Here is a 20,134-nt window from a genome sequence, read left to right as displayed (position 1 = left end):
ACGTCGGGTGGCGTCGTGTGCAAGCCGGGGATCGTCACATCGGTCGTCGAGACGGCAGAGCAGCTCCTCGACCAGCGACACCTCGATGCGGCCAGCCTTGCCGAGATGTTGCATCAGGCGAAGGAGGCGAGCGAGCGATTCGCCATGGAGGAGAACATCGATGTCCGCTGGGAGAGAATCTGGAGCATCGAGCCGATCCTCTTCGACGAGACCCTGATCGACTTCTGCGACGATGCCTGCCGTGAGGCCGCCGGAGTGTCCCACCGACTGCCCTCGGGCCCACTCCACGACGCAGCCGAGATCGCGCGAGCTGGCGTTCCGACGGTGATGATGTTCGTCCAGAGCCTGCGTGGGCTCTCGCACACGAAGCTCGAGGACACGCTGGACGAGCACATCGAGCTCTCTGTGGTCGCCCTCGACCGTCTCGCCGACAAGACGATCGCCCGGGTCTCCGACGGACACTAGCCCTGCCACGATCGCTGCGGGGCTCGTGCTCGGAGCAGCCGTGACGTGGAACATCTCGAACGTCGGCGCGATCGCTACGGTCGAGAGTGAAAGCTACGGCGTCTCCCTCGCGACGGTCGGTCTCCTGACGACGGCGCTCTTCGTCACGCATCTGGCCGTCCAGATTCCCGGTGGCCGGCTGATCGACCGCGTCGGTGCGCGAAACGTCGGACTCGTCGCGCTCGTGATCGTTGCGGCAGGGAACGCAATCGCCCTCACGTCTCCGACGCTCGAGATCGGTCTCGGCGCACGCGCCCTGATGGGTCTCGGCACGGGTGTCGGCTTCGTCGCCGGAATCGACCTTGTCCGCTCGGGACAGGGCGGCGCGCTCTGGCAGGGCGCCTATGGCGGCTCGACGATGGCGGCGGCCGGACTCGCCCTGATGGTGATCCCGCAACTCGTCGGTGAGCTCGGATGGCGCGCGCCGTTCTGGACCGGGCTCGTGCTCGCACTCATCGGCCTACTGCCCGTGCTCGCAACACGGCGCGCGACGCCGACCCGACAGGTGGGCGATCATGACCAGCCGTCACGAACCGTCGCCATGGACCGGCGCCTCTGGCCACTCGCCGCCGTGCAGATGGCCTCGTTCGGGCTCTCGGTCGTCGCAGGCAACTGGATCGTGACCCTGCTCGAGCTCGAGGGGCACTCGCGGAGCAGCGCGGGAATCGTCGGCGGGCTGATCCTCTTTGCCGGGATCGTCACACGGCCAGCCGGCGGCCTTCTGATGCGGCGGACGCCCGATCGGGCCTGGGCATTCGTGGCGACTGCCCTCGTGGCGGGCTCGACCGGGGTGCTCGTTCTCGCGGCGGCGCCACCGCTCTGGCTAGGGGCGGTTGCGGCGCTCGTTGTGGGTCTTTCGGCCGGTCTCCCCTTCGCCCCGATCTTCAACACGACCCTTCGGCTTCGTCCGGACGCACCGGCCGCGGCAATCGGGTTCGTGAACGGCTCTGCCGTGCTGGTCATCCTCGTCGGCACGCCACTTGCGGGTCTAACGTTCGGCCTCCCCGGCGAAGGTCGGGTCGGATTCCTGATCATCGGTCTGCTCTGGGCCTCGGCTCTCCTCGCTGTTCGGAAAGCGGCGCGGTCATGAGATAATCGCTTCACTCGGAGAGCATCAATGCCCAAGGAGAAGACCATGGCCCTCAGCTTCGGCGTCACCGTTCTGCCCGACCCTCCCTATCAGCGACTCGTCGAGCTCATGGTGCTCGGTGAGAAGCACGGATTCGAGTACGGCTGGACCTACGACTCGCACGTCCTCTGGCAGGACTCTTTCCCGATCCTCGCCCTCGCGGCAGAGGCCACGACGACCATGAAGTTCGGCCATCAGGTGACGAACCCCGGCACGCGTGACCCGACCGTCCTCGCGAGCCTGTACGCCACGCTCCACGACATCTCCGACGGACGCATGGTCATGGGCATCGGCCGCGGTGACTCCGCTGTGCGCTACATCGGGCGACAGCCCGTCAAGGTGGCCGAGTTCGAGCGCGACCTCGCGATGATCAAGCCGTTCATGAACGGCGAGGAGGTGCTCTGGAACGAGACGGAGCTTCAGCTGAAGTGGGTTCGCCCCGAGCTGCCCGAGATCGAGATGTGGGTGGCGGGCTACGGCCCGAAGGCTCTGGCCGTCGCCGGTCGCGTCGGAGACGGCGTCATCATCCAGCTCGCCGACCCCGAGATCATCCAGTGGATCATGGGCACTGCTCGCGCTGCCGCCGAGGAGGGCGGCCGCGACCCGGCCGCCCTCAAGTGCATCGTCTGCGCACCGAGCATGGTCACCGACGACATCGCCCTCGCACGCGAGGAGACGCGCTGGTTTCCCGCAATGGTGTCGAATCACGTCAAGGACCTGATCGACCGCTACGGCACGGACGGCTCGGTCGTCCCACAGGCACTCACCGACTATGTCGAGGCGCGCAAGTTCTACGACTACAACGACCATTCACGCGTCGGTGCAGCGCACGGTGCTTTCGTTACGGACGAGATCTGCGATCGGTTCTCCGTGCTCGGGAACATCGATCAGGTAACCGCGAAGCTGCGTGAGCTCGAGGCGATCGGCGTCGATCACTACTCGGTGTACCTGATGACGCACAGCCAGGAGGAGACCCTCGCGGCGTACGGCGAGCACATCATCCCCAAATTCAAGGGCGTGACGGCATAGCGGACGAGGGGACCGACCAGCTCGAAGGGTGGAGGAGCGTCGCAGCAGGCTGGGAGCGTCGACGCGACCTTTTCGCCCGGGCGACCGCCGAGCTCTCGGAGCGCATGATCGAGCTCCTCGATCCGAACCCCGGTGACAGGGTCCTCGAGGTCGCAGCCGGACCCGGGGAGACCGGCTTCAAGGCGCTCGCCCGGATCCGACCCGGCGGTGAGCTGATTTCCACCGACGGCGCGCCCGAGATGGTCGAGGCGGCACGAAGGAGAGCGTCCGAGCTGGGGCTCACGGGTGTTCGGTTCCGTGTCGAGGACGCCGCGGCCCTGTCGCTTCCCGACAACGACGTTGACTGCGTCCTCTGTCGTTTCGGGATCATGCTGGTTCCCGACATGGAGGCAGCCGCGTCCGAGATCGCGCGCGTGCTCCGGCCGGGCGGGGCGGCCGTCCTCGCCGTCTGGGCAGGCACGAGCGTGAATCCGTGGATGACCGCCCCCGGGAAGGCCGCAACAGAACTTGGCCACATGGGTCAGCCTGACCACGATGCACCCGGCCCGTTCCGGCTCTCCGACCCCGAGCGACTCAGGGCGGTCGTCGCGAGCGGCGGGCTTGCGATCGAGACGATCGAGGACGTCCCGGTGCGCTGGGTCGCCGGCTCGCTCGACGAGTGGTGGGAGACGACACGCGATACGTCGCGGATGCTGACGCAGCTCACCGATCGCCTCACACCGGGTGACATCGCGGAGCTCCGGATGCGGGCAGAGCTCAACCTTGCCGAGTTCGTCCAGGGAGACGGATCGGTAGAAGCCCCCGGGGTGGCTCGCATCGTTCTTGCACGCGGCGTCTAGATGATCGTCTTGCCGAGCGCGCTCGCGACGAGCTCGACAGCGGTGAGCGCTGTCGTATTCTCCCGGTCGAGAATCGGGTTCGCCTCGACGATCTCGAGCGACCCGACGATGCCGGATTCGGCGATGAGCTCGCAGGCGAGGTGCGCCTCGCGGTAGGTCAGTCCGCCGCGAACGGGCGTCCCCACGCCTGGGGCGACCTCTGGGTCGAGCGAGTCGAGATCGAAGGAGACGTGCACGAAGCCAGGGCCGGCGACGCGATCGAGCGCCTCCCGCATCGCACGCTCGATCCCGATGCGGTCGATGTCACTCATCGTAAACGCCCGGATGTCTGCCTCACGCAGGAACTCTCGCTCCCCCGCGTCGAGAGACCTGATCCCGACGAGCGCGACGCGGGAAGGATCGAGGGCAGGGAGCCTGAGTCCGTCGTGCGCAAACCACGCGGGTGCCCGACCGACGGCGCCGCCGAGCGACATCCCGTGGACGTTGCCGGACGGGCTCGCCTCTGGCGTGTTGAGGTCTCCGTGCGCATCGATCCAGATCACGCCACCCGGCTGCCCGGCCGCGGCAGCGAGACCGGCGAGCGTCCCGAGTGCGATCGAGTGGTCGCCCCCGAGGACGAGCGGGCGGGCACCCTTCCGTACAGTCGCCTCGACGAGCGACGCCAACTCTGCGCAGGCTCGAAGGATCTCGGGCAGGAACCGTGCACGTTCGTCCACGAGCGCTATCGCCTCGGGCTCCGGTGCGATGACGTTCCCCTGATCGGCCACCGTGAGACCGATCTCGATCAGCCGCTCCTCGAGTCCGGCGTAGCGGATCGCCGACGGGCCCATGTCGACGCCGCGTCGGGTCTGACCGAGGTCGAGCGGTGCGCCGATGATCGAGACTGTTCTCCTCACGGGGTGAAACCGTAGCGGGGGCGGGGTCGGGGTGCGCCAACGCCGCCGGTCTTGATGGCTTCAGCGAGATGGGGGCTCGGGTCGTGGCGTGAGCGTCAGCGCGTGTTGCACCTCGAACGACCGCGGCCCGCCGAAAGGCGGGCCGCGGTCACTGACTCGGAACAGGTGGTGCTACTTGAGGTTCTTCTGCTTGATGATTGCGCCTGCGACGAGTTCGCTGGTCATGAACATATGGCTGTAGGCGGCGTTGTACAGGTTCGCAGCCGCTGTGTAGTTGCCGGCCGCGTAGGCGTCGAGCTGGCCCTTGAGCTGGAGGACGTGGCTCAGCAGGTCGTTGCGGACCGCTGCCTTCGGCAGACCGGTCGCGCCGGCAAGGAAGTCGCCGAACGTCACGGTGTACTGCTTCAGGTTCGCGACGGCCTTGTTCTGGCCAGCAGAGTCCTTCTTGGACTTGGCAACGGTGTAATCGACGAAGAACTTGATGTGGGCGCGCCACATGAACTTGCCGTTCAGGAACGTCTGGCCCGCCTTGGCGCCGTAGACGGACGCGATCGACTTCGACAGCGCGACGGAGTTCTTGTCGAGCGTCGCTGCGGCGGCCGGGAAGGACTTCGACCCCGTGATGCCGGCGTTCGTAGCATTCATCGCGAGCACTGCGTGCTCACCGAACTGCTTCGCGAGCGCGACACGTAGGTTACCGGCGGGACTCGCCGTCGACGCCGTCATACTTGCCATCGAGTGCGTCGCGCTGCTGTTGGACGACGCGGCGATCGCACCGGCGACAAGCAGGCCTGACACGACAAGTGCGGCGAGCGCGGTAGTGATGATTCGGTTGATGCGCATAACGTGATACTCCTTTTTGAGAGGTCGTCGAGTGTTTGTCGAGCGTGGTTCGCCGACAACTCCGAATCGGTTCTGTCCGGGTCGATCGGGTCGCTCACTCGCACGGGTCGCGCTATCAGTTGCGAGATCGACGAGTCTACGATTGCCGTCGCGTTCTACGACCGCGTATGCTCACCGACGTTCCGTGCGACGAGGGACTCGAGAGCCGGATCGGACGTGGCGGTGTTCGGTACCCTGAACCCCGCAAGACCTCTAGGCGAGGTAGCTCAGTTGGTAGAGCACACGGCTGAAAACCGTGGTGTCGCCGGTTCAAGTCCGGCTCTCGCCATTGGCCAAAGGTGGCACCGACGGTCAGCGATCGAACCGATCTCGATACGCGTACCGCACGCGCTCGAGGTCTGCCTGCGGCAGATCAGCCCTCTCGCTGACAGCGAGAGTGAGTTTCGCTTGCCGGCGCAGCGCCGCCTCTACGCTCTGGTTCCGGGAGTCGAGCGACGATCCAAGCAGGTCGAGGAGCTCCAGGAGGTAGATCGAGACAGTCGGCTGACCGGCCGCAGCGATCCTCATCTCGTCGAAGGCGAGGTCGATCAGCTCTTCGTGGGTCGACTCCTGTGGCAACAGGAGCCTTCGCCCATCGCAGCCGTGGAGCGCGCGGGGCAGCGGTGGCCGGGCGAGCATCTCGGCTAGGACGGCGCCGAGGTGGAACATCGCATCCTGTGCAGTCGTTGGATCGTTGATGCCAGGTGAGAGCGCCTTGAGCGCAACATCGACGAGCTGCCTGACACCAAAGCGGGCGTCCTGCTGCATCGTCCGGGTCTCGCCGACAATCACGGCCGCCCGGACGCGCCTGTCGAACTCCTCGCGGCCGCCCGGAAGGGGCCACGCGCGCGCGAACGGCACGTGCGGGATCGCAAAGCGACCCGCAGTCGTATCGAGCAACAGCGTTGCATCGACATCGAGCACTCCGAGGAGCGCTTCGTGGTCGACGTGCTGAACCCAGCCCTCCCGCTCGAACCTGATCACGTGACCCGAACCGGAAGGCGGGCTGGAGTCGAGCTCGTAGGTTGTTACACCCGGCGCCGGCCATCTCCCGCGAACCTGAACGATCGACTCGTTCGTCGCTCGGCGCAGGATCTTCGAGACGTCCATCGAGTGCGCTGCGTGGTCGATGAACGCGATGATCGCGAGAACCGAGACGACGCCGAGTGCGAGCGCGACGAGCACAGCCAGGTTTGGCACGACGCGCTCGCCGCTCTGCTCGAGCGGACCGCGTACCGCACGAAGCACGACGAGGCAGTACGTGAACGTCCCTACGACGATTCCCATCACCCGCGTGTTGAACGGGTCACGGAAGAGCCCGTGTACGATGCGTGGCGAATACTGGCTCGACGACAGCGAGATGAGGAGCAGGCTCACCGAGAACGCGATCCCTGCGAACGCGAGGGTTGCACTCGCAACGACCGAGAGCACCGCTCTCGCGCTGTCGACGGTGGCGGTGAGCCCCGAGGGAAGCCTGTCCACGCGTGCATCGGCCACGAGCATCAACTCGCCGAGCACGACGCCGCCCGCGACGCACAGCATCGGCACCACGAAGAGACTGCTACGCACACGGTCCTGCAGCGAGATCAGCTGTGCCAGCATCCCTGCCCCCTAGATCCCCGGAGCCCACCCAGGGGTTGACTACGTGCCGGGTCTAGCGTCTGTCGAGCGGGACGTACGGCCGCTCGGCCGAGCCAGTGTAGAGCTGTCGTGGGCGCGCGATCTTCTGCTCGGGGTCGTTCAGCATCTCCTCCCACTGTGCGATCCAGCCGGGTAGGCGCCCGAGAGCGAACAGCACGGTGAAGTAATCCGCTGGATACCCCATGGCCTTGTAGATCAAACCCGAGTAGAAGTCGACGTTCGGGTAGAGCTTACGGCTGACGAAATAGTCGTCTTCGAGCGCGATGCGCTCGAGCTCGAGTGCGATCTTCAGCTTCGGATCGACGCCCGTCTCGGCGAAGACCGAATCGGCAACCTGCTTGATCAGCGTGGCGCGCGGGTCGTAACTCTTGTAGACACGGTGACCGAATCCCATCAGCCGGGTGCCCGCGCTCCCGTCCTTGACCGCTTCGACGAACGCTGGAACGTTCTTCACGTCGCCGATCACGTCGAGCATGTTCAGCACCGCCTCGTTCGCGCCGCCGTGGAGCGGGCCGTAGAGAGCCGCGATGCCGGCCGAGACAGCCGAGAAGGGATCGACGTGCGATGAGCCGACGCCCCGTACGGCGCTTGTGGAGCAGTTCTGCTCGTGGTCGGCATGGAGGATGAAGAGGATCTCGAGCGCCCGTTGGAGAACCGGATTCGGTTCGTGCCGCCCCCCAATCTCGAACGTCATGTTGACGTAGTTGCCGATGTAGCCGAGATCGTTGCGGGGCAAGACGTACGGCAGGCCGCGGTTGTGGCGGAAGATGAACGCCGCGATCGTCGGCAACTTGGCGATCAGCCGCACGCGCTGGAGGTAGCGGTTCTCCGGGTCGGAGATGTGCTTCGCGTCGGGATAGAACGTGGAGAGCGCGCCCACTGCGCCGAGCAGCATTCCCATCGGGTGAGCGTCGTAGCGGAAGCCCGCCATGAACTCCTCGATGTTCGTGTGCACGTAGGTGTGGCGTCGCACGTCGTCCGTCCAGCGCTGCAGCTCGTCCTCCGTCGGCAACTCGCCCTCGAGGATCAGGTATGCCGTCTCGAGGAACCCGGCCTGCTCGGCGACCTGCTCTATCGGGTAGCCGCGGTAGCGGAGGATCCCCGCATCGCCGTCGATGTAGGTGATCGCGCTCCGGCACGAGGCGGTGTTCAGGTAGGCCGGATCGAACGAGACGAGGCCCTCCCCGTCGGGGCCGGCGATCTGACGGAGATCGGGTGCCCGAATCGCGCCATCGACGATCGGCAGCGAATACTCGCGTCCGGTGCGGTTGTCGACGACGGTGAGGGTCTCGTTCTCCATCAGGCTCCTCCACGAGAGTAACCGTCAGGAGGCACACACCGCGACGGTGGGTTCACCCTGTCCAGAAAAAGAGACGTCGGGGCCGGAGTCCCGCTCCGCCGACGTCTCTCGTGGCACGTGATACTAGTACACGCGAGCCGTTCTGGCAATGCCGGAACGAATCAGATGACCCGGATATCGACGGGTCTCCCGACGACCGCGCGCAACATCGCCGCTGCATTGCCGCTCGAGATCGCAATCGACATGTTGCGGTAGCTGTCCTCGTAGAGGATCACGTCGCCGGGCCGAGCGTCCGCGAACGTCCGGGCGGCGACCGCGTAGTAGCGCTGCCCGGAGAGCTCGAGCTCGACCCGCGTCCCGGGCACGATGCCGACCTGTTCCATGTCGTCCCGCGTCAGGTTGAGGGCGATGTTGCCGAAGCTGTCCAAATAGAGCGTCGTCGCCCGGACGAAGCCCTCCTCGAACGAGGGAACCGGGAGCTCCAGCCGCACGAGCGCGTCCTCGTCGATTGGTGGACCGAGCTCGCCGATCGGAACGCCCAGCGCAAGGTGCGCCGCGGCCGGGGCGAAGATGTCGCGACCGTGAAACGTGCGCGAGATGGATTCGAGCGCGTACGCCGGGTTGGCGAGCTCGTGCACCACGGCGATTCCCGCTCGCTCGGCCGCCGGCAGGAGGAGCCCATTGTCGGGGCCAACGTAATGCCGTCCCTCGACATCTCGGATGACGAGTGCCCTCCGATGACCGCCGACACCGGGATCGACCACGGCAAGATGGACGCCGACCGGCGTGTACGGGATCGTGTTCGCAAGGACGAGGGCGCCCTGCAGGACTGCCTGCGGCGGAATCCCGTGGGTGATGTCGATGATTCGCGCGTCGGGAGCAATGCGCAGCACCACGCCGTGACAGGTTCCGACGAAGTCGTCCTGGAGACCGAAGTCGCTGAGGAAGGTGACGAACACGGCGGTCTGCGAAGTCTACGACGTCGTGACCGCACGGCGATCCCCCTTCCGCGCTCAGGCGCTCGCGTCGAGCAGCAGGATTGCCGCGACGAGACCGTCCACATCGTGCGTCGGTGCCTCGAGGAGCACGGCGATTCCGGCCTCGCGGGCTGCGCGGGTCGTTTCGGGACCGATCGTGACCGCTGGAATCCCGGTCTCGAGCGAACCGAACGCACGAGCGGCCGACGCCGAGGCAAGGAGGCAGACATCCCCCTGCGGAGGCGGGTCGGGACGGAGCGCATGGGTCCGGTAGAGCGGCACGAAGTCGGCGCCGAGCGCCTCGGCGAGGAGCGTTCGCGCGCCCTCAGCAGCCGCGACGAGAACGCGACCGGCCGAACGCGGCATTTCCGACACGAGGCCCTCCTGGGTCGAGACGCGCGCTACGAGATCGGCGCCCCCCATCGCATCGGCCGTCGCCTGGCCGATCGCGGCCACCCGCGGCATCGAGCCCCGCGCCCGGCGACGAAGCTCTCGCGCGCCATTCGGACTCGTGACGACGACCCAGTCGTATCGCCCGAGCTCGATAGGCTCGTCCGAGAGCGGCTCGATCCGAATCAGCGGGCAGTGGACGACGGCGTGGCCGAGAGCCTCGAGGCGCGTGATCAGGTCGTGCTCCTGCCCCGCAGGCCGGGTGACGATCAACCTCATCGTGAGACGGAGAGCAGCTCCGCTGCGATCGTGGCGGGATCATGACCGGTGCGGCGCTCGAGCCACGCACCGTCCTCGTGTGCGATCAGCCCGGTGAGCACCGAGCCGTCGTGAAACGCTGCAACGGGGGCAAGGCAGCCACCGCCGACGAGCGCGACGCACCGTCGCTCCGCCTCGACCCGTGCCCTCGTCTCCCCGTGATCGGCCCGCGCGACGAGATCCTCCTCGCCGGCCCGAACCTGGAGGGCGAGCGCGCCCTGCCCCGCCTCGGGAAGCATCACGTCCGGGTCGATCCGCAGTCCGATCTCGGCGCTGAGACCCAAACGGTCTAGACCACAAGCGGCTAGCATGATCGCGTCGAGGCCCCGTTCGCCCCGTTTGCGGAGCCGCGTGTCGACGTTTCCCCGAAGCGGCTCGATCGAGAGGGTCGGCTCGAGAGCAAGGAGCTGCGCCCTCCGACGCGCGGAAGCCGTTCCGATTCGCATCCCGGGCCGAATCGCGTCGGCCCCGCACAGAGCGTCACGCGGATCCTCGCGTCGTGGATATGCACCAACCGTGAGACCATCGGCATCCGCCGCGGTCATGTCCTTCGCAGAGTGCACGGCAACGTCGATGCGCCCCTCGAGAAGGGCTTCCTCGAGCTCCTTGACGAATACACCCCGGGAGCCGATCTCCCCGAAGGGGCTCGTACGGTCGCGGTCGCCCGCAGTCGTGATCGGGACGAGCGCGATCTCCACACCCGGTCGGCGCAGTCCATCGGCAGCGCGCTCGGCCTGGGTGAGTGCGAGCCTACTTCCGCGGGAGCCGACGCGAAGCAGCACAGAGGCGGGTCGTCGTGCGTGGCTCACCGCAGAACAGGCGGCCGCGCGGGCGGATGCGTACGAAGGCTGTCGGAGCCTGAACGGGAAGCGGTCTCCCAACGATCACCGGTCGCGTGACGATTGTTCTTCCTCCCCTAGTCCGAACAGGTGGCGTACCACGTCAGCATAGATCACACCGTCCGCGCCGGCGGCCGCTTCCTTCATTCGCACGGTCGGGAGGTGGAGTAACTTCGCGACGATCTGCTACGTCACCGACTCGACGAGCTTCCGCTCGCTCTCCGAAAGCCGCCCGAGGCGCCCTTCGACCTTCGCCAGCTCCCCGCTACGGATCTCCTCGGCGTGGGCGCGGAGCGACGCGATCGCGGGAACGACGGCGAGCGATGCCTGCCACTCCCGGAACCGCTCTGCCTCGACCGCCACGAGCTGCTCGGCGTGAACCGCCTCGGACCGCCGGCCCGCGAGGGATGTCTCCACGACCGCCTCGAGATCGTCGATGTCGTAGACGAAGCAACCGTCGATAGTGGACAGCGTCGGGTCGACATCACGCGGCACCGCGAGGTCGACGAACAGGATCGGCCTCCCACGACGCGCTCGCAACGGCGCTTCGGCCGCAGCCATGTCGACCACGAACCCTGGCGCACTCGTCGAGGTGATCACCACATCGGCTGTCGCGAGCAAGGATGGGACGTCGGCCAGGCTGACGGCAGTCGACTCCACCAGAGCGGCCAACTCGACTCCGTGCTCGACCGTCCGGTTGGCGACGGCCCCGATAGTGCCTCCCCGCGAGCGGAGGTTCCGCGCCGTCAGCTCGCTCATCTTCCCTGCCCCGATGAGAAGAACGGTGTGACCTCCGAGATCGCCGAACACCTGTTGCGCGAGCGCTGCGGCCGCGGCCGGAACCGACGAAGGGTTCTCACCGATCGCGGTCTCGACCCGGGCTCGCCGACCCGCGTGGAGCGCTTGACGGAAGAGGCGGTCGAGCAAGGGGCCCGTCGACCCGCCGTCGAAGGCGTCGCGCACCTGGCCGAGGATCTCCCCTTCCCCCGGAACGAGCGAGTCGAGCCCGGCGGCTACCCGGAAGAGGTGCAGGGCCGCGCTGTCGTCGGAGAGGCGGTAGAGCAGCGGAGCGAGCGCGTGAGCATCGCCCGGTGCGAGCGCGAGGAGCGACGTTGTCGCCCGCTCCTCGAGCGGGCTCGTGGCGTCGTCTGACGCAAGGTACAACTCCGTCCGGTTGCAGGTCGAGAGGACGACCGCTTCGCAGCCATTCGCCAACGCGCCCGCAAGCGCGGCAGCGTCACTCGGCCCGACCGCGACCCGCTCTCGCAGTTCGACGGGGGCCTGCCGGTGCGAGACGCCAACGAGTGCGAGTCTCATGAGGCGAAGTGGGTCAGAGGGAGCGCGACGGCGACGAGAGCAAAGCCGGCGACGAGGAGCAGCGCGAAGCGGCGGGCCTGAATCCGACCCTCGCGGCGGAGGAGCAACCCCCCGGCGTACAGCCCCCAGATCGTGATCGCGGTCGCCATTGCGAGGTCGAAGTCGCCACGATCGAAGCTCGCCACCCCTACCACGATTCCCGTGGTGAGAACGATCAGGGAGATCAGGGCTGTCCGCGCAGAGAGCCGATCGAGGGTCTCGAGCGGAGGAAGCCGGAGCCGCAGAACGCTCACGTCGCGGCGCTTCAGCCGTCTGTCCTGCCAGAGATAGAGGCCTGCAAGGGCTCCCGCCAGGGTGAGCCCGGCGAAGCCCGCGAGCATCAGTCCGACGTGGAGCGCGAGAAGGACGCTCGACGTGTCACCGGACGAGGCACCCGTGCCGCCCCCGGCCCAGGCCGCGAGGAGGAGCGCCGCAGCGAAGGGCATGACCGCGAGTCCGAGCATGCGGTATCGGGGCGTGCAGCCCCAGATCAGATAGGCGCCGACGACGAGCCAGACGAAGAGGTTCAGCGCGCCCGCCCACGTGCCCCAGGGAAATCCGTCGGCATCGAATGCCTGCGCGATCAGGAGCCCTGTCTGCGCGAGCCACCCGATCCTGACGCCCCAGATCCCGAGCCGCACCGAGCCACCGGGAACGCGAAGGACGCCGGCATATGCAAAGGCCGCCTCGCCGTAACCGATCAGGGCGGGCCAGACGAGAAGCTCAGCCATCGGCGCTGCGCTCGCGCGCCAGATCCGCAAGCTCGCCCGTCTCACGCTCGAGTCGCGAGAGCTTCGCGGCGATGATCACGACCCAGAGGAGCACGAATACGAGGACGACGCCGTAAGCGAGTGCTACGTACTGTCCCTGGCTCATGAAAGTGCCTCCCGCAGTTCGCGCAGATTGGCGTCGGTGCGCTTGCCGACGAGCTCGATTCGATACATCACGTACGCAAGCAGGGTAATGGCCGCCCAGCAGACAAGGAACGTGCCGAACATCGTTCCCGTCATTTGCGGGCCCTCGCGCGTGAACACCGTGGGGTGGATGAAGTCACTCGCGAGCCGGATCGCGAAGAAGCTCACGGGGATCAGCGCGACGCCAAAGAGGGCGTAGACGGCGCAGATCCGCTCGCGACGGGCTCCTTCATCGACCGAGAAGCGGAGCATGAAGTAGGCGCAGTAGAACAGGAACAGGACGAGGAAAAGGACGAGTTGGTTCGAGCCCCAGCTCCACCACACACCCCAGGACGCCTTGGCCCAGATCGAGCCCGTGATCAACGTGAGGGCTCCGAAGATCGTGCCCTGATGGATCCACGTGTAGCTCTCGAGGTCGCGACGCTCCCCTCCGACCCACAGGAGGCGAAGCGCCTTCCAGGCGCCGAGGCCAAAGCAGAGGTAGGCGGTGAGGGCGATGGGGACGTGAAAGTAAAAGATGCGCTGCGAGACGCCCTGATCGACGTCCTCGGGTGCGACGAGCAGCGCAAGCGCCACCGCGATCCCGAGGAGTGCGGCCGTAGCGAAGGCGAGGAGGGGGAGGTTATTCCGTGATGACATATTCGAAGGTCGCCCACGCCAGTATCGCGAAGACGAGGTCGTACAGGGCGAGGAAGGAGAGGTATGAGGCTCCCTGAGGCGAGATTCCCGCGCCGACCCCGCCCACGATGAGCGGAATCGCGAGGGGCAGGAACAGCAGTGGAAGGATCACCTCGCGACCACGGCTCGCAGCGGCCATAGCGGCAAGGAGAGAGCCGACAGTGCAGATGCCGACGCTCGCGAGCACGACGCCTGCGACGGCGACCAGGTCGACGGGGGCAAAGAAGAGCGCGAACGCCGGCAGAGCGACGAGCTCCGCCGCCGTCAGGAAGACGAGGACGGCAAGCGTCTTGCCGAGCCAGATCGCGCTTCTGTCGCACGGCGCGAGCACGAGCCCGTCGAGCGCACCACCCTCCCGCTCGGGCGCCCAGGCGCGCGCGAGGCCGAGCAGCGCCGTGAAGACGATCGCGATCCAGAGCAGGCCGTAGGCGGCGTCAGCGGATGTTCCGGTCGGGAGTGCGAAGTGGAACACGACGAGGGTGGAGAGGACGAACAGCAGCATCGCCGGCAGCGTGTCCCTCGCCCGGAGCTCGAGGCGAAGGTCCTTGCGCGCGAGGGCGACGACATCGGAGGCGTACAGCGTGAGCGAGCTCATGTGAGAACGAGCCTGTCCGTGGCGAGCGCCTCGACGCGAGCGGGATCGTGGGTGGAGAGCATGACCGTGCGGTCGCCGGCAAGGGCGGCGAGCTCCGTGTCGAGGATCCCCGCACCGTCGTCGTCGAGTGCCGTGAACGGCTCGTCGAGCACGAGTAGCGCCGGCTCGTGAAGAAGCGCCCGGCACAGCGCAAGCCGCTGAACCATCCCGCGGGAGTAGGTAGAGACGCGGTCGGACCGTGCGTCCCAGAGGCCAAAGCGCTCGAGGAGCATTCCGCTCCGTTCCCGCCGGTCAGCGACGCGATAGAGGCGGCCGAAGAGCTCGAGATTCTCGAGCGCCGTCAGTTCCCGGTAGACGAGCGGCTCGTGACCAAGGAATCCGAGGTCGCCACGTTCCCCGTTGACCTCGAGAACGCCACGAGTCGGTGCGGCGAGCCCTGCCACAAGCCGCAGCAACGTCGTCTTGCCCGCGCCATTCGACCCTGTCACGACGAGGAACCCGCCCCGCGGGACGGCGAACGAGACTCCGCGCAGGACCCTCTTGCGTCCGTAACGCTTCTCGATGCAATCACCATGCACGACGGAGCGCTCGTCGCCGGAAGCGAGAACGGTCACGGGATGAGTGTATCCAGAGCAACGAAAACGAAGAACACGACCGCGATCAGGCCGTTGACAGTGAAGAAGGCCGCGTCGAGACGTTCGAGATGCCCGGGTCTCACGAGGGAGTGCTCGTAGAGCAGGAGCCCTGCAACCGCGAGCACTCCGAGCCAGTAGAAGATGTCGCTCCCGAGCCCGACACCCGCTGCAGCGAGTAGCGCGACGGCGGAGACGTGGAAGAGGCGCGCCCCGACGAACACTCCGCGCTCGCCGAACCGCGTTGCCCACGAGCGAATGCCCTCATTCAGGTCGTGAGCGAGGTCGAACAGGGAGTAGAACAGGTCGAATCCCGCTACCCACATCCCCTGGGCGGCAAAAAGTGCCCACGCTTCCCACGGCGCCTCGCCGGTCACGGCGAGCCAGGCGCCGAGGGGCGCGAGGCCCGTACAGGCACCGAGCCAGAGGTGGCAGAGCCAGGTCACGCGCTTCAGATACGGATAGATGACGAACATCGCGACCGGGATGGGCCAGAGCCAACGTACGACGGGATCGAGCTGGAATGCGGCGACGAGGTACAGCGCCAGGGCTGCGGCGCACAGGGCCCACACCTGGGCGAGAGAGAGCGCCCCGGACGGGATCTCCCGCGTCGCGGTACGAGGGTTCCGGGCATCGAGCTCGGCATCGATGAGCCGGTTCAGGCCCATCGCGAGCGTGCGGGCGCCCACCATTGCAAGCGTCAGCCAGACCGTCGGGCCGACGCCCGGAAAGCCGTCGGCGGCAAGGAACGCGCCGACGTACGCAAACGGCAGCGCGAAAACGGTGTGCTCGAGCTTGACGAGCGACGCGAAGCGGCGCGGTAGCGAGAGTGCTGTCGTGCTCACGTCTGGCGGTGCCGGGAGCTCTGGTCGCCTTCTGCCAGCTCGAGACCGTGGATGAGAGCCGGTTGCAGCACGGTGAAGCCGTCGCGACACCCGCCAGGGGATCCCGGCAGGTTCACCACGAGCGTCGAGCCGCGCAGACCGGCAAGCCCCCGTGAGAGAAGGGCGTGCGGCGTTCGGGTTCGCGCGTCAGCACGAATTGCCTCGGCGATTCCGGGCGCCTCGCGGTCGAGGGCGGGACGGGTCGCCTCCGGCGTGACGTCACGCGGCGTGAATCCTGTCCCACCGGTCGTGAGAACGAGGCGACTGCCGCGCGCGAGGTCGATGATGGCCGCGGTGATCGCCTCCGTCTCGTCGGGAACGACACGGCGTTCGACCTCGAAACCGGCGGCGGCGAGGAGCTCGACGAGGGTGTCGCCGCTCCTGTCCTCCCGGGTGCCGTGGTGGACGCCGTCGGAAATGGTCAGAACGGCCGCTTTCACACGGGGTCCTTGGTCTTCTCGATGAGGGTGATGCCCGAGATGGTCATCGCCTTGTCGATCGCCTTGGCCATGTCGTACACGGTCAGGGCTGCCACCGAAACAGCGGTCAAGGCCTCCATCTCGACGCCCGTCTGGGCCGTCGTCTCGGCGACGGCGGTGATCTCGACCCCGCCGTCCGTCACCGTCAGCTGGACGTCGACGACGGTCAGTGGCAGTGGATGGCAGAGCGGAATCAGCTCGCTCGTGCGCTTCGCAGCCATGATCCCCGCTAGCTTCGCGGTCGTGAGAGCGTCGCCCTTCGGGAGCTCACCCAGCCGCGCTGCCGTCTCTGGCGCCATCTGGACAGCGCCCCGCGCGACCGCTCGGCGCCGCGACAGCGATTTGGCGCCGACATCCACCATCCGGATCGTCCCGTCGGCCGAGACGTGCGAGAGGTCGGTCATGGACGCATCGTACTCGGACGGCGCCCGAGGCCGACAGGAGGCGAGGCGCCGTTCAGGCCGGGCGTTCGGCCAGCGTGACCTGGACGACGCGTCGCGTCTTCCCCTCACGCAGCACGACGAAGGGGATCTTCTCACCGACGCGATGCAGGGCCACGGCACGCGACACGTCCTGCGCACTCGTGATCGGCGTCGTCCCGATCCGAATGATCAGGTCGCCGCCGAGCGACACCTGGACACCGTCAGCCTCCTCGACGCTCGTGCCGCCACGAAGGCCGGCGCGCGCTGCCGGGGTGTCGGACTGGACCTTCGCCACGAGGGCGCCACGCGGGGCGACAAACCCGAACCTCTCCGCCAACCGAGGCGTCACGTCCTGCGTCGTGACGCCGACGTACGCGTACGAGACCCGTCCAGTGCGTACGAGCTGGGCGAGCGCCCTTCGTGCCGTGTCGATCGGTATCGCAAAGCCGACACCCTCGCCCGCGCCGCTCGTCGACCGGATCTGGGCATTGATCCCGATCACCCGCCCGCGTGCATCGAACAACGGACCGCCCGAGTTCCCATGATTGATCGGCGCATCGGTCTGAATCGCGTCGGAGATGCTGTAGCCCGACGTCAGCGAGTCGATCGTGCGATTCGTCGCTGAGACGACACCGACCGACAGGGAGCTCTGCTCGTTGAACGGACTTCCGATTGCAGCGACCGGCGTCCCGACCACGACGGTCGAGGAGGAGCCGAGGGGCAACGGGGAGACCGCGTGGAGGACCGGGTCGACGCGGATCGCCGCGACGTCGCTGAACAGGTCCCAGCCGACGATCGTGGCCGGCACCCGATCCCCGTCCTTGAACTCCACGTACACGGTCTCCGCACCACTGACCGGGCCACCAGTGGTCTCCGCGACGTCCGTGACGACGTGCGCGTTCGTGAGGATCGTGCCCTTCTCGTCGACAATGAACCCGGAGCCCTGTGCCTGGCCCCGGGCTCCGAGATCGGCATAGATCGTCACGACGCCGGGGGAGCGGCGGGCGTAGATGGCAGCGGGATTGAAATCCGCTCCGGCGGAGGAGAGCGCCACGGGCGCCGCGGCGGCCTCGGCGATCGTGCGCTCGACGACGACCGTGCTGGTCCCGCCCTCGGTGATCCCGGTGAATGCCGCGACCGCGAGGGCACCCGCAGCCCCGAGAACCGCTGCGACGACGGCGATGGCGAAGGCACGCGGCTGCACGCGCCCACTGTAGCCAGCGGAGCCTGTGCCACCGCGGTCGCGTTCGACGCGTTTCCACGTGGAAACGCGCTGCCTGTTTCCACGTGGAAACAGGCAGCGGGTATCCACCCGTCAGGCCGGTGTCGCCGTCTCCGCGGGCAACTCGAGCGTGAACACGGTGGCACCGGGCCTGCTCTCGACGGTCACCGTGCCGTGCATCCGCCCGGCAAGCTCGCGCGCGATCGCGAGGCCGAGACCGCTACCCGATGCCTGCCCGCCCTCGACCCGGTAGAACCGCTGGAAGACGCGGCCGAGATGCTCGGGTGCGATCCCGGGACCGTCATCCCGCACGAGGAGCGCGACCCGGGAGCCGCGCCGCTCGGCACGCAACTCGACCACCGTGCCTGTCGGCGTGTGCGAGAGCGCGTTGCCCGTCAGCGATCGTGCAATCTGCTGGACTCGCTCCTCGTCCGCGAGAGCCCACGCATCATCGTCGACCTCGACGACGAGCGTGTGGCCCGACGCATCGGCGACGGCACCAAATTCCTCGGCCACGACTCTGACAACCTCCGCGAGCCCCACGTCCTCCTCCTCGATCCGGATTCGGCCGACGTCCATCCGCGAGAGGTCGAGCAGATCGGTGGCGAGCTTCGTCAGGCGATCGACCTGCGATCGCGTCGTCGCGAGGAACTCCCGTCTCGTCTCGTCATCGAGATCCTCGTCGGCAAGGAGCTCGAGGAAGCCCGCGAGCGAGAACAGCGGTGTCCGGAGCTCGTGCGAGGCGTTCGCGACGAACTCCTTCCGCGCGAGATCGACCTCCGCGAGCTGGATCCGCATCCGGTCGACGGAGCCGGCGAGCTGCCCCACCTCGTCGTTGCCGCGATCGACCAGTGATTCGTCGAAGGCACCTTCCGCAATCCGATCGGCGGCCCTCTGGATACGCCCGAGCCTGCGGGCATGCGCGGCGGCGACGGCAAAGCCGAGGATCACGGCGATCAGGAGGGAGGCAATCGTCGCGTACAGCAGCCGCCGCTTGACGAGAGCGACTGTTGCGAGCTGGTCCTCGAGCGAGCTCGAGAGGAGCATCACGTCGCCGGTCGCGAGAAGCGTCGTCGCGACCTCCGCGTACTCACGCCCGTCCCGCACGATCCGAGCTCTCACCGTCCCGGCGCCCTTCGCTGCCTCGAGCGCCGCAGGGTCGTTCTCGATCTCGATTCGGCCCACGGGAGACGAATCGGCAAGGGAGCGCAGGACCTGGTTGCGGGGCGGATCCGTGACCTGGAAGACGACGACCCGGGCGTTCGAGACGAATGCTGACGCGCCGACGAAGTCATCGAGACGCTGCTGATTCAGGGCATAATTGACCGCGAGCGCCTCAGCGTCGCTCTGCATCTGGTCGAGCTTCGCTTCGACGAGATTCTGCTCGAGTGACGGAACGACGATCGCATAGGCCGCGAGAAGCGCACCGCCAACGATGCCGAGCAGCGCCAGCGCCAGCTTGACGCGGATGCCGCCCGGGATGCTCATCCGTCGCGGAAGCGATACCCGGCGCCGCGAACCGTCAGGATCAGCTCGGGCTCACGAGACTCCACCTCGATCTTCTCGCGGAGATGACGAACGTGGACATCGATCGTGCGCGGTTCGCGGTAATCGGCCCCGCCCCGCAGCCGCTCGAGCAGCTGCCGGCGCGAGTAGACGACGCCAGGATTCGCCGCGAGAAGAGCAAGCAACTCGAACTCGACAAATGTCAACTGAACGATCTCGCCTCTGACCTCCACGCTCCGCCGCGGGAGATCGATCCTGACATCGCCGCGATCGATCGTCTCCTCGCGTTTTACGCCGAGGTGTGGTGTCGCGGCGCGGCGCAGGACGGCTCTGACGCGACTACGGAACTCGCGAATCAGAAACGGCTTCGTGATGTAGTCATCAGCGCCGAGCTCGAGGCCGAGCACCTTGTCGAGCTCGTCGTCGCGGGCGGTGAGCATGATGATCGGGACCGTGCTCTCGGCCCTGAGGCGCTTGCAGACCTCGAGACCGTCGAGTTTCGGGAGCATGATGTCGAGCACGACGAGGTCGATCTCCTCCTCGCCGAAGCGGCGCAGCGCTTCCTCGCCGTCCCGGGCGGGAACGACGCGATAGCCATCGCGCTCGAGCGGGTACGTGAGGAGCTTCTGGATGGCTTCCTCGTCGTCGACGAGCAGGATGGTTGAGGTCTCGGGCATCGTCGTGTCGTTCGGATCAGGGCTG

Annotated in this window: 22 protein-coding genes, 1 tRNA gene and 1 pseudogene; 5 read left to right on the top strand and 19 right to left on the bottom strand. The window is 67.3% G+C overall.

Annotated features, from left to right (window positions below; genetic code table 11):
• The 4 genes from ABIR74_RS02650 to ABIR74_RS02635 all read left to right on the top strand — a co-directional run.
• The coding region (locus tag ABIR74_RS02650; protein ID WP_348175065.1) for a M20/M25/M40 family metallo-hydrolase at positions 1 to 465 on the top strand (465 nt) is incomplete at its 5' end.
• A gap of 40 nt (positions 466 to 505) precedes the next feature.
• Positions 506 to 1,594, top strand: coding sequence for an MFS transporter (locus ABIR74_RS02645; protein WP_348175064.1), 1,089 nt, complete (start codon positions 506 to 508; stop codon positions 1,592 to 1,594).
• A gap of 45 nt (positions 1,595 to 1,639) precedes the next feature.
• On the top strand, positions 1,640 to 2,662 hold the full coding sequence (locus ABIR74_RS02640; protein WP_348175063.1) for a TIGR03842 family LLM class F420-dependent oxidoreductase: 1,023 nt from the start codon (positions 1,640 to 1,642) through the stop codon (positions 2,660 to 2,662).
• Positions 2,641 to 3,501, top strand: a complete 861-nt coding sequence (locus ABIR74_RS02635) for a methyltransferase domain-containing protein (protein ID WP_348175067.1) — start codon at positions 2,641 to 2,643, stop codon at positions 3,499 to 3,501. The genes ABIR74_RS02640 and ABIR74_RS02635 overlap by 22 nt, the downstream gene beginning before the upstream one ends.
• Here ABIR74_RS02635 and rocF read toward each other — a convergent pair.
• Both rocF and ABIR74_RS02625 read right to left on the bottom strand, forming a co-directional pair.
• Positions 3,498 to 4,397: an arginase gene (gene rocF, locus ABIR74_RS02630; protein WP_348175062.1), complete on the bottom strand. Its 900-nt coding sequence runs from the start codon at positions 4,395 to 4,397 to the stop codon at positions 3,498 to 3,500. The two genes, ABIR74_RS02635 and rocF, sit on opposite strands and share 4 nt — an antisense overlap.
• 171 nt (positions 4,398 to 4,568) lie before the next feature.
• Positions 4,569 to 5,240 (bottom strand): hypothetical protein, encoded by a 672-nt coding sequence (locus ABIR74_RS02625; protein ID WP_348175061.1) that lies wholly within the window; start codon positions 5,238 to 5,240, stop codon positions 4,569 to 4,571.
• A gap of 255 nt (positions 5,241 to 5,495) precedes the next feature.
• Between ABIR74_RS02625 and ABIR74_RS02620 the strand changes: the two genes are divergently transcribed.
• A tRNA-Phe gene (locus tag ABIR74_RS02620) sits at positions 5,496 to 5,568 on the top strand.
• Between the two features lie 23 nt (positions 5,569 to 5,591).
• Here the strand turns inward: ABIR74_RS02620 and ABIR74_RS02615 are convergent.
• The 17 genes and pseudogenes from ABIR74_RS02615 to ABIR74_RS02535 form a co-directional block, all read right to left on the bottom strand.
• On the bottom strand, positions 5,592 to 6,881 hold the full coding sequence (locus ABIR74_RS02615; protein ID WP_348175060.1) for a DUF2254 domain-containing protein: 1,290 nt from the start codon (positions 6,879 to 6,881) through the stop codon (positions 5,592 to 5,594).
• Positions 6,882 to 6,933: 52 nt separating this feature from the next.
• Positions 6,934 to 8,220: a citrate synthase gene (locus tag ABIR74_RS02610; protein WP_348175059.1), complete on the bottom strand. Its 1,287-nt coding sequence runs from the start codon at positions 8,218 to 8,220 to the stop codon at positions 6,934 to 6,936.
• Positions 8,221 to 8,381: 161 nt separating this feature from the next.
• Positions 8,382 to 9,179, bottom strand: coding sequence for an SAM-dependent chlorinase/fluorinase (locus ABIR74_RS02605; protein WP_348175058.1), 798 nt, complete (start codon positions 9,177 to 9,179; stop codon positions 8,382 to 8,384).
• A gap of 54 nt (positions 9,180 to 9,233) precedes the next feature.
• A complete protein-coding gene (locus ABIR74_RS02600; protein ID WP_348175057.1) occupies positions 9,234 to 9,866 on the bottom strand; it encodes a uroporphyrinogen-III synthase in 633 nt (210 codons plus the stop codon).
• Positions 9,863 to 10,687, bottom strand: a complete 825-nt coding sequence (gene hemC, locus ABIR74_RS02595; RefSeq protein WP_348175056.1) for a hydroxymethylbilane synthase — start codon at positions 10,685 to 10,687, stop codon at positions 9,863 to 9,865. The genes ABIR74_RS02600 and hemC overlap by 4 nt, the downstream gene beginning before the upstream one ends.
• A 102-nt stretch (positions 10,688 to 10,789) precedes the next feature.
• Positions 10,790 to 12,061: pseudogene (gene hemA, locus ABIR74_RS02590) on the bottom strand (glutamyl-tRNA reductase).
• Positions 12,058 to 12,831, bottom strand: coding sequence for a cytochrome c biogenesis protein CcsA (gene ccsA, locus ABIR74_RS02585; protein ID WP_348175055.1), 774 nt, complete (start codon positions 12,829 to 12,831; stop codon positions 12,058 to 12,060). The pseudogene hemA and the gene ccsA overlap by 4 nt, the downstream one beginning before the upstream one ends.
• Positions 12,824 to 12,976: a hypothetical protein gene (locus tag ABIR74_RS02580; RefSeq protein ID WP_348175054.1), complete on the bottom strand. Its 153-nt coding sequence runs from the start codon at positions 12,974 to 12,976 to the stop codon at positions 12,824 to 12,826. The genes ccsA and ABIR74_RS02580 overlap by 8 nt, the downstream gene beginning before the upstream one ends.
• Positions 12,973 to 13,653: a cytochrome c biogenesis protein gene (locus ABIR74_RS02575; RefSeq protein WP_348175053.1), complete on the bottom strand. Its 681-nt coding sequence runs from the start codon at positions 13,651 to 13,653 to the stop codon at positions 12,973 to 12,975. Before ABIR74_RS02575 ends, ABIR74_RS02580 begins: the two co-directional genes overlap by 4 nt.
• Complete coding sequence (locus tag ABIR74_RS02570; RefSeq protein ID WP_348175052.1) at positions 13,637 to 14,287, bottom strand: heme exporter protein CcmB; 651 nt, start codon at positions 14,285 to 14,287, stop codon at positions 13,637 to 13,639. The genes ABIR74_RS02575 and ABIR74_RS02570 overlap by 17 nt, the downstream gene beginning before the upstream one ends.
• Positions 14,284 to 14,901, bottom strand: coding sequence for an ABC transporter ATP-binding protein (locus ABIR74_RS02565; protein WP_348175051.1), 618 nt, complete (start codon positions 14,899 to 14,901; stop codon positions 14,284 to 14,286). Before ABIR74_RS02565 ends, ABIR74_RS02570 begins: the two co-directional genes overlap by 4 nt.
• Positions 14,898 to 15,764 (bottom strand): UbiA-like polyprenyltransferase, encoded by an 867-nt coding sequence (locus ABIR74_RS02560; RefSeq protein ID WP_348175050.1) that lies wholly within the window; start codon positions 15,762 to 15,764, stop codon positions 14,898 to 14,900. Before ABIR74_RS02560 ends, ABIR74_RS02565 begins: the two co-directional genes overlap by 4 nt.
• The gene (locus ABIR74_RS02555) at positions 15,761 to 16,243 is read right to left on the bottom strand and encodes a MogA/MoaB family molybdenum cofactor biosynthesis protein (RefSeq protein ID WP_348175049.1); all 483 of its coding nucleotides are present in this window, start codon (positions 16,241 to 16,243) and stop codon (positions 15,761 to 15,763) included. The genes ABIR74_RS02560 and ABIR74_RS02555 overlap by 4 nt, the downstream gene beginning before the upstream one ends.
• Positions 16,240 to 16,686, bottom strand: a complete 447-nt coding sequence (gene moaC, locus ABIR74_RS02550; protein WP_348175048.1) for a cyclic pyranopterin monophosphate synthase MoaC — start codon at positions 16,684 to 16,686, stop codon at positions 16,240 to 16,242. The genes ABIR74_RS02555 and moaC overlap by 4 nt, the downstream gene beginning before the upstream one ends.
• A 52-nt stretch (positions 16,687 to 16,738) precedes the next feature.
• Positions 16,739 to 17,908: a trypsin-like peptidase domain-containing protein gene (locus ABIR74_RS02545; protein ID WP_348175047.1), complete on the bottom strand. Its 1,170-nt coding sequence runs from the start codon at positions 17,906 to 17,908 to the stop codon at positions 16,739 to 16,741.
• Positions 17,909 to 18,019: 111 nt separating this feature from the next.
• Entirely contained in the window at positions 18,020 to 19,414 is a 1,395-nt protein-coding gene (locus tag ABIR74_RS02540) for an ATP-binding protein (protein ID WP_348175046.1), read from the bottom strand.
• A complete protein-coding gene (locus ABIR74_RS02535; RefSeq protein ID WP_348175045.1) occupies positions 19,411 to 20,109 on the bottom strand; it encodes a response regulator transcription factor in 699 nt (232 codons plus the stop codon). Before ABIR74_RS02535 ends, ABIR74_RS02540 begins: the two co-directional genes overlap by 4 nt.
• Positions 20,110 to 20,134: the final 25 nt, after the last annotated feature.

Source organism: Gaiella sp. (genome assembly GCF_039915195.1).
GTDB lineage: Bacteria > Actinomycetota > Thermoleophilia > Gaiellales > Gaiellaceae > Gaiella.
This window is presented reverse-complemented; position numbering and strand designations above follow the sequence as displayed.

Coding starts and splice junctions, on each gene's coding strand:
- ABIR74_RS02640 (WP_348175063.1), top strand. CDS start 1,640: ATGGCCCTCAGCTTCGGCGTCACCGTTCTGCCCGACCCTCCCTATCAG.
- ABIR74_RS02625 (WP_348175061.1), bottom strand. CDS start 5,240: ATGCGCATCAACCGAATCATCACTACCGCGCTCGCCGCACTTGTCGTG.
- ABIR74_RS02615 (WP_348175060.1), bottom strand. CDS start 6,881: ATGCTGGCACAGCTGATCTCGCTGCAGGACCGTGTGCGTAGCAGTCTC.
- ABIR74_RS02610 (WP_348175059.1), bottom strand. CDS start 8,220: ATGGAGAACGAGACCCTCACCGTCGTCGACAACCGCACCGGACGCGAG.
- ABIR74_RS02600 (WP_348175057.1), bottom strand. CDS start 9,866: ATGAGGTTGATCGTCACCCGGCCTGCGGGGCAGGAGCACGACCTGATC.
- ccsA (WP_348175055.1), bottom strand. CDS start 12,831: ATGGCTGAGCTTCTCGTCTGGCCCGCCCTGATCGGTTACGGCGAGGCG.
- ABIR74_RS02580 (WP_348175054.1), bottom strand. CDS start 12,976: ATGAGCCAGGGACAGTACGTAGCACTCGCTTACGGCGTCGTCCTCGTA.
- ABIR74_RS02575 (WP_348175053.1), bottom strand. CDS start 13,653: ATGTCATCACGGAATAACCTCCCCCTCCTCGCCTTCGCTACGGCCGCA.
- ABIR74_RS02570 (WP_348175052.1), bottom strand. CDS start 14,287: ATGAGCTCGCTCACGCTGTACGCCTCCGATGTCGTCGCCCTCGCGCGC.
- moaC (WP_348175048.1), bottom strand. CDS start 16,686: ATGACCGACCTCTCGCACGTCTCGGCCGACGGGACGATCCGGATGGTG.
- ABIR74_RS02540 (WP_348175046.1), bottom strand. CDS start 19,414: ATGAGCATCCCGGGCGGCATCCGCGTCAAGCTGGCGCTGGCGCTGCTC.
- ABIR74_RS02535 (WP_348175045.1), bottom strand. CDS start 20,109: ATGCCCGAGACCTCAACCATCCTGCTCGTCGACGACGAGGAAGCCATC.